The organism is Fibrella forsythiae (assembly GCF_017353175.1).
Classification (GTDB): domain Bacteria; phylum Bacteroidota; class Bacteroidia; order Cytophagales; family Spirosomataceae; genus Fibrella; species Fibrella forsythiae.
The window spans coordinates 423,560-437,176 of sequence record NZ_JAFMYW010000002.1 but is presented as its reverse complement, the minus strand read 5'-3'; the positions used below and the strand labels follow the sequence as shown (position 1 = coordinate 437,176).

General features: G+C 54.6%; 9 protein-coding genes. 6 read left to right on the top strand and 3 right to left on the bottom strand.

Annotation, left to right across the window (positions count from 1 at the left end; genetic code table 11):
- Window positions 1-22: 22 nt before the first annotated feature.
- The 3 genes from J2I46_RS07775 to J2I46_RS07765 all read left to right on the top strand — a co-directional run bounded on the left by J2I46_RS07775 (window position 23) and on the right by J2I46_RS07765 (window position 3,160).
- A complete protein-coding gene (locus J2I46_RS07775) occupies window positions 23-808 on the top strand; it encodes a bestrophin-like domain (RefSeq protein WP_207328440.1) in 786 nt (261 codons plus the stop codon).
- A gap of 74 nt (window positions 809-882) precedes the next feature.
- Complete coding sequence (locus J2I46_RS07770; protein WP_229379651.1) at window positions 883-1,884, top strand: hypothetical protein; 1,002 nt, start codon at window positions 883-885, stop codon at window positions 1,882-1,884.
- Window positions 1,885-1,990: 106 nt separating this feature from the next.
- Complete coding sequence (locus J2I46_RS07765; RefSeq protein ID WP_207328439.1) at window positions 1,991-3,160, top strand: PepSY-like domain-containing protein; 1,170 nt, start codon at window positions 1,991-1,993, stop codon at window positions 3,158-3,160.
- 4 nt (window positions 3,161-3,164) lie between these two features.
- Here J2I46_RS07765 and J2I46_RS07760 read toward each other — a convergent pair whose 3' ends face one another.
- Genes J2I46_RS07760 through J2I46_RS07750 form a run of 3 tightly spaced genes read right to left on the bottom strand, consistent with a single transcriptional unit; the run spans window position 3,165 to window position 5,923 of the window.
- Window positions 3,165-4,541 (bottom strand): sensor histidine kinase, encoded by a 1,377-nt coding sequence (locus J2I46_RS07760; RefSeq protein WP_207328438.1) that lies wholly within the window; start codon window positions 4,539-4,541, stop codon window positions 3,165-3,167.
- Between the two features lie 30 nt (window positions 4,542-4,571).
- The gene (locus J2I46_RS07755) at window positions 4,572-5,255 is read right to left on the bottom strand and encodes a response regulator transcription factor (RefSeq protein ID WP_207328437.1); all 684 of its coding nucleotides are present in this window, start codon (window positions 5,253-5,255) and stop codon (window positions 4,572-4,574) included.
- The gene (locus tag J2I46_RS07750; RefSeq protein WP_207328436.1) at window positions 5,255-5,923 is read right to left on the bottom strand and encodes a hypothetical protein; all 669 of its coding nucleotides are present in this window, start codon (window positions 5,921-5,923) and stop codon (window positions 5,255-5,257) included. The genes J2I46_RS07755 and J2I46_RS07750 overlap by 1 nt, the downstream gene beginning before the upstream one ends.
- A 358-nt stretch (window positions 5,924-6,281) precedes the next feature.
- Between J2I46_RS07750 and J2I46_RS07745 the strand changes: the two genes are divergently transcribed.
- From J2I46_RS07745 to J2I46_RS07735, 3 genes are all read left to right on the top strand, one after another.
- Window positions 6,282-8,366, top strand: a complete 2,085-nt coding sequence (locus J2I46_RS07745; RefSeq protein WP_207328435.1) for a carbohydrate binding family 9 domain-containing protein — start codon at window positions 6,282-6,284, stop codon at window positions 8,364-8,366.
- 535 nt (window positions 8,367-8,901) lie between these two features.
- Window positions 8,902-11,835 (top strand): SusC/RagA family TonB-linked outer membrane protein, encoded by a 2,934-nt coding sequence (locus J2I46_RS07740; RefSeq protein ID WP_229379697.1) that lies wholly within the window; start codon window positions 8,902-8,904, stop codon window positions 11,833-11,835.
- 71 nt (window positions 11,836-11,906) lie between these two features.
- The gene (locus J2I46_RS07735) at window positions 11,907-13,580 is read left to right on the top strand and encodes a RagB/SusD family nutrient uptake outer membrane protein (protein WP_207328434.1); all 1,674 of its coding nucleotides are present in this window, start codon (window positions 11,907-11,909) and stop codon (window positions 13,578-13,580) included.
- Window positions 13,581-13,617: the final 37 nt, after the last annotated feature.

Sequence of the window (13,617 nt, the reverse complement as noted above, 5' to 3'; positions counted from 1 at the left end):
GCCTGACTAACCCGTTTCCACCGTGGATTGGATATACGCTTTACCCAACTGGTTGTTTTTTATTTTTTGTTGCGGAACAACGCTCTTGTTTTCGCTGGCTGGCCTGGTAGGGCTTCGTCCGTGGGTAAAATCCCACGTTACCTCCTACCCTGAACACAATGACCTGGTGAGTTATTTCCTTGGATCTTCCGGCGTCGTTTACGGTATATTGCTAGGGCTGGTGGCTGCTGGTGTATGGAGTAATTTCCAGGCTCTGTCGGCGCAGGTAGATAACGAAGCAACCATTACAGCCGCCCTGTATCAGGACATGGCTACCTACCCCCCGGCCTATCGCCAGATTTATCAGCAGGAACTGAAAGAGTACGTGCGGTCGGTCATTCACCAGGACTGGCCTGCTCATAATCGAGGTGAAGTGCCTCAGGAAAGCAGTAAAGTGTTGCGTTCGTTCAAAAACCACCTGTTCGACTTTGTGCCTCCCACGCCCCGGCTTCGGGTTGTTCATGAAGAGGCCATCAATCAACTCAACGAACTGCTGATTGCCCATCGCCTGCGACTGCGGGGTGATCAGGCTAATTTACCCACCTTACTATGGTGGGTAATTGTGCTGGGGGCGTTGATCAACGTGGCCATTTCCTGGTTTTTTGTCTCCGATGACATCGTTCATCAAGTGGCGTTAACGGCGCTGATCGCCCTGCTCCTGGGCTCACTTTTATTTCTGACGGCCGCCATGGACAATCCATTTCGGGGCGGCTTCAGCGTAGATGCCAGCGCCTTTGAGTCGGTACTCTACGAAATGGTCAATTACTAACCGGTGGTACGCTGGCGTATAGCCCGTTTTTACCTATACCTTTTTTATCCTGGATACGCTCCTGATTTAACATCATGCTTACACAACGTTCTTATCTACCCTGGGTCAGCACTTTTGGCCTCTTGCTCGTGGCTACGCTGAGCGGCTGCTTATCAAACAGACAGGCCATGTCTACGCTGAAGCGAGTCGCCAGCGACAACTGCCATATTGACTCCAGTGGCACGTCGGGCTATGTATTTCACCCCACCAATCTGGTGCCGGGTTCAGCAGACGATTCGTTACTCCGGCGACGCTACGGCGATCGTGGTCTTCGTATGGCGCAGGCGGTAGGACTTACCAACCTGTTGGTACAAATGACTCAGCTTGAACAGCACCAACAGACAGATCAGCCAACCTCTCTCCGGTATCTGGCTTTGCGGCAGAAACTGACGGATCAGCTTCAACTGGCCAACTTCGATATCGCCACCGCAGCGGCGCTGGTCGATTGCGACAGCAAACGGGCTACGTTGACGGCTACCCTACTCACCCGCCGGGAAAACAGTCGCGAAAAGCGCATGACAATTAGTGCCATCACTATTGGGGCTGTAGCCGTTATCGGGGCCAGCCTGCTGAATTTGCACGAGCAGCATCTAACTGCAGACTGGTTTCATATTGCCGGTGGCGTAGGTGAAGGCGGACTGGGCGTGCTGGCGTTACGACAAAAACCGCCCCGAGCCGAGTACAGTCACCCACGCAATCCACTGCGCGAAATCTGGACTCATACCGGTACATCAACCGTTTTCCCCCCGCTGGTCTGGTATTACCTCACAAAACCCCAGACGGACAACAGTCAATCGCTGGCCGACGCCCTGCACAGTCGCTGGGAGTTACTGGTTTCGCTGGATGAAAAGGCGGGCAACTCCAGGAAACACAAGCACCGGGAGATCGCCTATTTTGGCGACGGCGATACATACACCGCCGAAGAATTAACCGTCCGGGCAGCCATGCTTGGCCAGCTGGAAACCGAGCTACGGCTTATGAACAACGACCTGACCATTCTGCTCAATGAGATTGTCAGACCATCGGTGAAACGGTAAAATGGCAGACCAACCGGCGTCGGCAAGGGGCAGTTAGAATTAATAGTATCTTAAGCCTATCCTCATCTGTGGGCGGCAACTTTGGTTTGTTAACCATAGAAAACTAATGAAACGAACCCTTTTGTCCGTCGCCATCCTGGTGACCATGCTCACAGCCAGCTGTAGCAAAAACGCATTAATTCCGGAGCAGACGCAGGCCGTCGAAAGCAGCGTTCTTTTCGGGGCCCGGGCGGGAGCCAGTTTGGTGGGCCTACCCACGGCAACCCTACCCGCAAACGTAAAGTCTTACCTGGACCAGAACGTTTCAGGTTACACGCTGATCAAAGTGGAGAAGATGAGCCAGCCGGGTGCAACAACCTACTGGGGAACGAAGGTAACGGTGCTGCAAAATGGCGTACCTGTCGATTATTTCTTCGACACCAACGGCGCCTTGACTACCCGCCCCGCTGGCCCTCGTGGCGAAGTCATTACGCGGCTAACTGCCGCTCAATTACCGGCTTCAGTCAGCAGTTACCTGGGAAAAACCTACGCAGGTTATCAATTGGTGTTGGCCGAGTCAATGCAAATCAACGGATCGGTCCAGGAGTATCGGGTGCAGATTTTGTCGAACAACCAGCGGGTTGACGTTCATTTCGACGGCTCAGGTAATTTTCGCGATGCGCACACCGCACCCGGCAGCCTGACCACGACACATTCCGTCAGCTATCTCTCGCGCACGAACCTGCCAGATGCGGTAAAAACGGCGCTGAGCAGTACCTATTCCACCTACACCTACGGATGGGCCGAACAGCATGTACACGATGGAACCACCACCTATGATGTCAAGCTGTTCAGCAACAATCAGCCTGTTGTCCTGCACTTCAATACGAGCGGCGCATTGGTAACACCAGTGGGCCCAGCGGGACCAGCCATTGGCGGCCCGGCATCGGGCACCGCCGTTGGTGGGCCAACTCCGCCGGTATCAGGTACGCTCGTGGGTGGTCCTGTAGGGCCAGCGCCTAAGCCAGGTGGTCCGAGCACACCGGTCTCGGGCACAATGACGTCGGTAGCGCCGGCCAACCATCAGTTGATTCTGGATGCCACCCAGTTGCCGTCGGCCATCACAACGTACCTGCAAACCAACTTTAGTGGGTATACCTACCTGGTAGCGGACCTGCATACGCCGCCAATGAGTACAACGGGCCAGTACATGATCGATATAGCCGTTGGGCAGCAACTGTACAAACTCCGTTTCTCGGCTACCGGCGAACTGCTGATGGCTGAAGCCAGAGGCTAGTTGTTCACCCAGGGTACCAGTCAGGTCTATCTCCAGCGGGAGGTTGGCCTGGCTGGCTTTTGAAGCGTATCTCCACCCGGAAAAAGCCTTCTTCTGCCGCCACGGTGATGATTCCCCCCATGAGCCGAACCACCTGATGGCTAATCCATAAACCTAGCCCATACCCATCCTGCCGGGCATCGGCCTGATAAAACTCGCGGGCAAGTCGGCTTGGGTCAGGCACGGCAGAAACCGTTTGGTTGGCGATCGACCAGACAATGGTTTCATCTTGCTGAAGGATAGTAAGGTCAAGCTGAGTGTTGGGTGTTGCGTATTTAACCGCGTTATCCAGCAGGTTCAACAGCACATTGGTCAGTTTATCCTGGTCAGCCAGAATCGTTAGTGACAACGCCGTATCATCAAACCGGACCGCCAGATACAACTGTCGCTGGTTAATCGGGGCATGATATCGTTCGGTGAGCAGCAAGGTCAAATCATCCAGTTCAATACGCTCAGCTCTGAGTTGTAACGTACCTGCCCGGAGCTGGCTCATGGCCAGTAGATCATCAACTAAACGACTTAACCGGCGTAGCTCAGCCAGGTGACTGGCCAGAAAAAGCCGTTCGCGGTCGCTGATCGTTTCTCGCTGAGCCACCTCCATTTCGGTACGCAGAATACTCAAAGGGGTCCGTAGTTCGTGTGAAGCAGCTGCAAAAAAATTATGCTGGGTATCAACAGCCTGACGAATCCGGGCCAGCATGTCGTTGATGGTCTCAGCCAGTTCCTGCAATTCATCGCCCGTCTTGGGGGTGGGTATAGGCGTTACCTGTTCCGCCCGGTTGACGGAACGGGCGGAGTCGATGATCGTACGCAAGGGCCGAAGCAGCCAGCCACTGAGCCACCAGGCACCTAGCCCCGACAAAGTCATGCTCATCAGCAACGTAACGGTAAGCAGCCAGCCAATCTGTTGCAACTGCCGGGCCAGCGGTCGGTTGCTACGCCCAACAACTGTGGTTAGCTGGCCATACCCGTCAGTGGTCTGGCGAACAAAGCGAGCGAGTTGAAAGGTGTCTGACGGGGCAGTTGCCCTACCTGACGGCCCCGCACCCTGGCCAGGAAATCGGGGGGATATGTACAACCGCTTTTTGAATCGACCGGTGGTGTACCAGAGCAACAGCACTTCACCCCGCTCTGGTAGCGGAATAACCAGCGGATAAATAGACGTTCGCTCCGACAGGCTGGCTGCCCGCTGGGTCAACGACCGAATATCCTGCTGAATCAGCACCTCTTTGACCCGGTTGAATACGTAAAGGGCCGCCCCGGCAAATCCCAAAAAGAAGGTGACGCCGAACACCAGCCCTATTTTCAGACGAATGCTACGGACCGGACGCAATACAGACATAAAAACAGGTGGGTGCTGGTTGAATACCGATTAGTTAATCTCGAGAGAGCCCCGTAGCCGATAGCCGACCCCAACGACCGTCTCGAGCAGTGGCGTGGCGTAGCCCCGATCAATCTTTTTACGGAGCTGATGAATGTATACCTCCACCACATTACTACCCCGGTCAAAGTCGGATTCCCAGACTTTTTCGGTCAGTTGAGCTTTGGTGATTACCCGGCCGGCATGGCGCATCAGTTGTTCCAGCAACTGATACTCGCGGGGCGTTAACGCAATAAGCTGCCCGGCCCGGCTGACCTGACGGCTAGCCAAATCCATGAGTAGGTCGCCCACGCGCCAAACGGCCACCCGACTACCCGCCTGACCACGTTGTACGGTGCGGATACGAGCCAGCAGCTCATCCAGTTCAAAGGGTTTTCGAAGGTAATCAACCGCGCCCAGATCCAGCCCCCGCACTACGTGTTGAGACTGGTTCAGCGCACTTAAAATCATAACCGGCACATTAATACCAAATTCCCGCAGGGTGCGTAGTACATCGAAGCCAGTCGTTCCGGGTAACATCAGATCCAGCAGGATCAAGTCATACCCACCCACGGCTGCCTGCTCAAGTCCAACGGCAGCTGAGAGGGCGGTATCCACCGAATAACCAGCCTGACGAAGGCCTTTTTGCAAGTGAATGACTAGTTTTTCTTCGTCGTCGATCAATAGGATTTTCATCAGAGCGCAAAAGTTTGTCCACGTATTGTCAAGGCAGTAGGATGTAGCACTGGGAGACCCGTTTGATTGACGAAACCGTCTGTTGTCCGTTCATAACCAGCAACGCCCAGCCGCTGAACCCCCTCGAGCAGCGAACTGATCTGTTCCGCCTGGTGGGGTTTAAGTTCAACCAGATATTTGTCAGTAAGCAGAGCGACCAACTGGCCGTTTTCGTCGTGCCTATCCCCAACCAGCCGACCTTCTGTCTGTACTAATCGGCCAGATTGGGGCGGCGGCGGCGGCAGATTCCACAGTTGCAGCAAAGCGCCGGACCTGACGTTACGTACCTGATTTAACCGATAGGCCAGCACAACCGACCCAACAGCCTCAGCCGGGTGGCCGAAGCCAGCCCTGGGATGTTCTGGTCTACCGTGGCCCGGTTCTACATCGACAGTTACCAATTGTCCGACACCAGCTAGTTGTCGAACTTTAGCGGCTGTATGGGGCGGGAAAAAAAGGTGAATTTCAGTCGCTCCTGTGCGTAGCCGAAGCCCATCGTAGTCGCCAATTCGATTGGACAGATAACCCAGCACCCGCCCCGATATAAAGGAAGGAGACTGGGCCAGCGCGCTTGCCGAGCAGAAGCCCAGAAAAATGAGGGAAAGAAAAAAGAGTAGCGGTTTTTTCATATTGGCGAGATCGGTTGACAGCTGGACTATGAACCTTTACTAACCAATAGTAGGGGGAGAAAGTAAGGCGGAACTTAGGATTAGATTAATTTTTCTTAATCAGCCTGGTGGAGCCGGGCGACTAAGCCCTGATTAACGATCCAGGATGACCCGTTCATACTAAGCTGAGCCCGTCAGCGTATATATATTCGCCGTAAGCAGTCCGTATAGGTCGGTAGACCGATTAGCGGGCGTACTTTCGTTGACGAATATCAACCTGAGTATTTTGCTTGTGAATCGTCTACTGCTTTTGTTTTTAACCTGTCTGGCTACGCTACCAGGCGTTGCACAGAAAAAAAACGCGTCCTTCCAATACGCCATGCAGCGTGCTGCCTCGCCCATTCGGGTTGATGGAGTAGCCGACGAAGCAGGCTGGCAGCAGACACAGGTGGCTGGCGATTTTCGCATGGTGTTGCCCATGGACACCAGCCGGGCCAGAGTACAGACGGAAGTGCGCATGACCTACGACGAACAGAATATCTACGTGGTAGCCGTCTGTTATTTTCCGAAAGGCCAGCCCTATATGGTCGAATCACTTCGGCGTGACTGGAACTTTGGCCGAAATGATAACTTCTTTCTGATGCTCGACACATTCGACGATCAGACCAACGGCTTTGCGTTCGGCGTAAACGCCGCTGGTGCGCAATGGGATGGGCTGATGTACGATGGCAATAAGGTCAACCTAAGTTGGGATAACAAATGGACGTCGGCGGTGAAAAACTACGACGACCGGTACGTGTTTGAAGCCGCTATTCCGTTCAAAACCATTCGCTACAAGAAAGGCGTTGGCCGATGGGGCCTCAATTTCAGTCGGCAAGATCTGGCCAGCACCGAAAAATCGGCCTGGACACCCATTCCGCGTCAGTTCCCTACGGCGTCGCTTGCCTATACAGGTACGTTGGTGTGGGACCAGCCACCACCAGCCGCCGGGCCCAATGTGTCGCTGATTCCGTATGCGCTGGCTAGCAGCGTTCGTGATTTCAACAACCCGGAGGTTAATGTTACGCAGGCAGCGTTTGGGGGCGATGCCAAGATCGCGCTCACCTCATCGATCAACATGGACCTGACGATCAACCCCGACTTTTCGCAGGTTGAGGTTGACCGGCAGGTGACCAATCTGGATCGGTTCGAGTTGTTCTTCCCCGAACGTCGGCAGTTTTTCCTCGAAAATGGCGACCTCTTTGCCAACTTCGGCTACGCTACCATCCGGCCGTTTTTCAGCCGGCGCATTGGCCTGGGCGTGCCCATACGGTATGGCGCGCGGGTAAGTGGCAAACTCAACAAAGACTGGCGAATTGGGCTGATGCAGATGCAGACGGGCGACGTACCCGCCACAGCCCTGCCCCGCCAGAACTTCACCGTGGCGGCTCTGCAACGGCGCGTAGGTGCCCGATCCAACATTGGGTTATTGTTTGTCAACAAACAATCGCTCGACTACATACCCAAAGATGGTGCAACGGCTTATTCACAATACAACCGAAATATTGGCGCGGAGTATAATTTACTGTCAGCCGATAATTTATGGACGGGAAAGCTGCTGTACCTGCAATCGTTTTCGCCGGGAAGTGCGCCTAACAACAACGTGCTGGCGGGAAATCTGCAATTCAACAACCGACGCTGGCTGATCAGCGGACAGCACGAATATGTGGGTGAAAACTATAACCCCGAAGTTGGGTACGTTCCCCGGCGCGGCTACCAGAAACTGAACCTGATGGCCGGTTATCTCTTTTTTCCCACAGGTACGTCGATCCTGAGTCATGGGCCAACGGTGAGCAGCACTACGTTTATGAATATGGGCCTGTCGCGGCAGCTCGACAACGAACATTGGGTATCGTACGGCCTAACGTTTCGTAACCGCATCACCTTCAACGCCTGGACAGCCACCGATTTTGTGCGGCTGCTAACTGACCTCGACCCCACCAACTCGGGGAAAGCCCAACTGAAGGCAGGTACGTTGCACCACTGGCAGGCCTGGGGCACCGAGTTTATTTCGCAACCGCAGAAGTTGCTCACCTATGGGTTCACCTCGCGCTACGGTGGCTTTTATGACAACGGCACCCGCCTGAACCTCACCGCCGACCTGGGCTACCGGATACAGCCCTTTGCCAGCCTGGCCCTCAGCGCCAATTACAACCGGATCAACCTCCCCTATCTGTCGGGCCTTACTCAGTTCTGGCTCGTTGGTCCCCGCCTCGACCTGACCATGACGAACAAGCTGTTTCTGACGGCCTTCATGCAGTATAACGAGCAGATCAAAAACGTGAACCTGAACACGCGACTCCAGTGGCGGTACAAACCCGCCTCTGACCTGTTCATCGTATACACAGACAATTACTTTCCTGACAATTTCGCCGTAAAAACCCGCGCCCTGGTCATGAAGCTGACCTACTGGTGGAACGTATAGTTAGTTAGTCCTTTTTGGTGGATTTTCAGTCGGCGTAGCCCCCGCCGTCATGCTGCATTGCGGCCAGCCAGACTCCCATTTTCGCGCGCTACTGTCTCCAGGCAATACTGTCTGTCATGACCGCACGCCCTACCGGTTAATTACTCATTACCCAAAATCGGGCAACAGCACTTAAACTAGTAACAGTAAGATAATATTACACTTGACTCATATAAAGAATAAACAGTATTATGCTAAGCCTAAACCACATAGCGGTGAATCCTCCCGGTATAAGTAAACGTCTAGATCAATCCGAGTACCTTTCCCATCACCTGTTTTAAGTCGTGTATTATCATTCGTTTAAATACCTAATTCCCTGTTTTCAATACGCAGTGTACCCAGACCTTTGCACCAAAAACCAAAATCTGTTATGACCCATCTCTATGTTCATCGCTTTCCGTTACTGGCTTCGGTTGGGTGGAAAGTGCTCTTTTGCTTCCTGCTGGCTGTTATAATGCAGCCTGCTCATGGAAAAAACCGCCTGCCGACCCTGGGCATGCAGGTCGCTTCATCGCCCCAAACCGTGCAGGCCGACATAACCATTACCGGCCGTGTAACAGATGCCACAACCAACGAAGCGCTGGCCGGCTGTACAGTTGTCTTGAAAGGAACCCAGAAAGGAGCTACCACCGACGCCAACGGCGACTATCGGATTGTGATACCCAATGGCCCAGCTACCCTCGTTTTTGGCTTTATCGGCTTCGAGTCGCAGGAAGTAAGCGTTGGCAATCAGACGGTTATCAACGTTTCGCTGAAATCGTCGGCATCCGATCTGTCGCAGGTTGTGGTCATCGGCTACGGCACCAGTACCAAAAAAGATGCTACCGGTTCGGTCAAATCACTGAAAAGCACTGACTTCAACCGGGGTATCATCAACTCGCCGGAGCAGCTTCTGCAGGGCAAAGTGGCGGGTGTAAATGTGACAGCGGCCAGCGGCGAACCCGGCGGACGGCAGAATATCACCGTTCGGGGGCCGGGTGGCGTCAGAACGGGTAGCACGCCCCTCTTCGTACTCGACGGCATTCCGCTCGATAACTCCAGCACGGGCGGGGCAACTAATCCGCTCAACTTCCTGAATCCACAGGACATTGAAGCCATCGACGTGCTAAAAGATGCGTCGGCAACAGCCATTTACGGGGCGCGTGGGGCCAACGGCGTTATTCTGATCACCACCAAGAAAGGCAAAGCAGGTGCCGGAACGCTGACCCTGTCTACAAACGTGGGCCTCTCGAACATAGCCCACCCCATAGCCCTATTTTCGGCAGAGGAATACAAAAAGCAGGTAGCCGCCGTTGGGGGCGTGGTAGACGACCAGAAAGCCTCGACCGACTGGCAGAAGGAAATCAGCCGCCAGGCCGTTACGCAAGACCATAATCTGTCGTTCAGCGGTGGAGCAGAAAAGCTTACCTACTACGGCTCAGTAGGCGTGCAGAATCAGCAGGGTATTCTGAAAAACAGTCAGTTGAATCGGTATACAGGTCGCTTCAATGCCTCGCAGAAATTTCTGGAAGACCGGCTCACGCTGGACGTGAACCTGACAGCCTCACAAACGGAGAATACACGTCCGCCCATCGAAAGCATTATCGGTGCGGCGCTGTCGGCTAACCCAACGTACCCAGCCCGCGATGCTACTGGTGCGCCCGCCCGTTATCAGGCGTTTACGAATCCGTTGCTCTCACTGGATCTACAGAAAGACGTCACCACCATCAATCGGGTAGTGGCCAGTGTGTCGCCCTCGTTCAAGATCACCAAAAGCCTGACGTATAAGCTTAATCTGGGCGTTGACAACTCAAGTTCGACCCGTGATCAGCAGAGCTTTGCCAGCCTCATTCCCCAACAGGATGGCCGCCTGGATGCAACGTACCAGAACAACCGGAACGTACTGATCGAAAACTACTTCACCTATACGCTGAATCTCGACAAGCACAGCCTGTCGGCGCTGGCAGGTCATTCGTTCCAGAAGTTTTCACTGACGGGCCGCAACTGGAGCATTAACAAATTCCCGCTGTCGCCCATCGAGCCCGCCAACAACCCCAGCCTTGGGCAAGATCTGACGCTGGCCAACAACCGGCCGGGCGGCTATGCCATCGAGAACGAGCTCCAATCGTTTTTTGGGCGGGTAAACTACCAGTTCAACAACCGCTACCTGCTCACGGCAACCGTCCGGGCCGACGGATCGAGTAAGTTCGGGGCCAATAACAAATACGGTGTCTTCCCGTCGTTCTCGGCCGGATGGCGCATATCGGAGGAGGCGTTTATGAAATCGGGGCCGTTCACTGATCTGAAGCTACGTGCAGGTTGGGGACAAACCGGTAACCAGGAAATACCGTCGAAGATCACCCAGGCGTTGTTTACCTCCAGCACCTCGGCGGCCACCAGTTATCCACTCGATGGCTCGGCCAACTTCCCGGCCGGTACCACCTACACCCGCCTGGCCAACCCGGACATTCAGTGGGAATTGTCGACCCAAACCGACCTGGGTCTCGATTTTGGGCTGTTCAACGGCGCGCTGACCGGTACAGTCGATTACTTCCGGAAGGTATCGGGTAAGATTCTGCTCGAAGTCATTCCAGCCGATCCCATCCAGCCCGCGTCGACCTACTGGACCAACGTACCTGACATGACCATCACCAACCAGGGCGTTGAGCTGGACCTCAACTACCGCTACGCCAGCACAGCCGGCTTCCGGTTCGACGTAGGCGGCAACATCACGTTCATTAAGAACGTCGTTCAGAATTCACCGTATTCGGTCATCACCTCGGGGTCTGCATCGGGAGCTGGATTGACTTCAGCCACGGTGAACGGCTACGTGAACGGCCAGCCCATCGGTACGTTCTTCCTGCGTGAATACATCGGCATCGACGACAAGGGCCTCAGCAGATACCGCGATTTGGATGGCGACGGCATTGGTGGTTCCGACAAAGACCGCATTGCGGCTGGTAGTGCCTTACCCACCCAGCAGTACAACCTCAATTTCGGATTCGGCTACAAGGGCTTCGATCTGGTAGCGAACATCAACGGCGTATCGGGCAACAAGCTATACGACAACACAGCCAACGCCTACTTCTTCAAGGCCCGTTTGGTGAAAGGGCTGAACGGCCCGTCGGAAGCTATTGGTGAACCAAATGAGTCGATCAACAACGCGGCGCCTGTATCGACCCGATTTCTGAAAGATGGGGCGTTCACCCGGCTCAACAACTTGTCGCTCAGCTATAATGTCGATGTGCAGAAACTGGGCATCAACCGGTGGGTAAAGGGTATCCGGGTGTCGGCAACGGGGCAAAACCTGTTTGTGATTACCAAGTACAACGGCTATGACCCCGAAGTGAATACCGACCGCACCGTCAACGGCATTTCGTCATACGGCATCGATTACTTGAGTTACCCAAAAGCACGTTCCTTCCTGTTCGGTCTCAATCTCACGTTTTAACAGTACCCCACCCCCGGCCCCTCCCCTTAAACAAGGGGAGGGGCCGGGGGTGGGGTCAACCCACATAACCAATGAAAAAGTCACTTATTCTCACGCTGACCTGTTTTGGCCTCCTGGTGCTGAACGGCTGTTCTGATCTCACCGAGAACGTTTTAGACGAATCGTCGGCAACGGGCCTGACCGACAAACAGGCGGCCGACGGCAACCTGGCCCCGGTCTACGCCCGCCTACCTGATATATTCCTGCACACCAACTACTTCGCCATTCAGGAAATATCGTCTGACGAGGCCATTTTGCCTTATCGGGGTGGTACCGACTGGGGGGATAACGGCATCTATATCGCCCTGCACCAGCACACCTCGACCAGCACTGACCCAAACATCCGCAACACCTGGAACTTGCTGACGCAGGGAATTTCGCGCTCGATTACGGCACTCAGCGCGCTCCCGACCATCAACGACCCCAACGTGAAAGTCTACATAGCCGAAGCGCGGGGTATGCGGGCCTACTACAACATGGTGATGCTCGACCTGTTTGGTGTGGTGTTCCTGAAAGAAAATCCGCAGGCGATTTCAGACGTGTTGCGGGGCGAAGCAGCCCTCAACTACCTGAAAGCAGAGCTGCTAGCTGCCGAACCCGATCTGCTTACCACCGTTGGCCCTGGCCGCCTCACCAAAGGTGGCGCATGGGGACTGCTAGCGCGCCTGTACCTTAATTCCGCTGTCTACCGCGACCGCTATGCTACGCAGTTTACGTTCAAACCCGAAGACATGGACAAGGTGACGGAGTATTGTGATAAGATCATCAACTCGGGCCAATACCAACTCTCGCGGGATTATTTCTCGATCTTCAATTCCGACAACCACGATAACAAGGAGTTGATCTTTGCGGTTGATCAGCGGGCCGAGTTGAACGGCACGAATCGTCTGGCGTACTTCTCCATCTCGGGCGACCAGTATCCGCTGCCTGCTTTTCCGGCAGCCAACGGTACCGACGGCCCCGCCATCACACCCGATTTTTACCGGAGCTGGGTAAACGCCTACACCGCCGACCCAGCCAGTGCTGATCCGCGTTTCTTCAAGCAAAACTGGACCATACCAGCCGACTCTTGCATTACAGAAGCCAATTTCAACATGAACCGGGGTATCCTGCGCGGACAACAGTATGGCCTGGTGCGGGTAAACGGTGCGTTCGTCAAGTGCGGATCAAACTTCCGTGTGGGTAAGCTGTTCAACGTGTCGCGCAACCGGCCGACCCTACCGGTTACCTTCACCGAACAGGTCAATTACACCGTGGCAGGCAGCGATTACAACACCGGCTACCGGGTGCTGAAATACGAGTTCAGCCGTAAATCAACATCGGGTCGGAACCTCGGCGATGCTGACATCCCGATTGTTCGACTAGCCGATGTCTACCTGATGCGCGCTGAAGCCAAACTGCGCAAAAGCAACGACGCAGCGGGCGCACTGGCCGACGTGAACTTCGTTCGGGCGTCACGCACGGCAACAACGCCCCCCCCTGCCCTGACCAGCATGAACCTGGATCTGCTACTCCGCGAACGTGGTTTTGAGCTGTACTGGGAAATGGCTCGCCGGACCGACCAGATTCGCTTTGGCAAATACGAAGGCACCTGGACCGAAAAAACGGATTCAAATCCGCAAAAGCGCCTTTTCCCTATTCCGCAAACCGCCATCGATGGAGCGTCTAACTTACCGGGCTATTTAGTCCAAAACCCTGGTTATTAACTACATTAGTTAATAGCGTCGCCCCCCGTCAGAATGA

Bases quoted from the DNA above. Each gene is read 5' to 3' on its own strand.
- J2I46_RS07765 (WP_207328439.1), top strand. From the start codon at position 1,991: ATGAAACGAACCCTTTTGTCCGTCGCCATCCTGGTGACCATGCTCACA.
- J2I46_RS07735 (WP_207328434.1), top strand. From the start codon at position 11,907: ATGAAAAAGTCACTTATTCTCACGCTGACCTGTTTTGGCCTCCTGGTG.
- J2I46_RS07745 (WP_207328435.1), top strand. From the start codon at position 6,282: ATGCAGCGTGCTGCCTCGCCCATTCGGGTTGATGGAGTAGCCGACGAA.
- J2I46_RS07760 (WP_207328438.1), bottom strand. From the start codon at position 4,541: ATGTCTGTATTGCGTCCGGTCCGTAGCATTCGTCTGAAAATAGGGCTG.
- J2I46_RS07740 (WP_229379697.1), top strand. From the start codon at position 8,902: ATGCAGGTCGCTTCATCGCCCCAAACCGTGCAGGCCGACATAACCATT.
- J2I46_RS07750 (WP_207328436.1), bottom strand. From the start codon at position 5,923: ATGAAAAAACCGCTACTCTTTTTTCTTTCCCTCATTTTTCTGGGCTTC.
- J2I46_RS07770 (WP_229379651.1), top strand. From the start codon at position 883: ATGCTTACACAACGTTCTTATCTACCCTGGGTCAGCACTTTTGGCCTC.
- J2I46_RS07755 (WP_207328437.1), bottom strand. From the start codon at position 5,255: ATGAAAATCCTATTGATCGACGACGAAGAAAAACTAGTCATTCACTTG.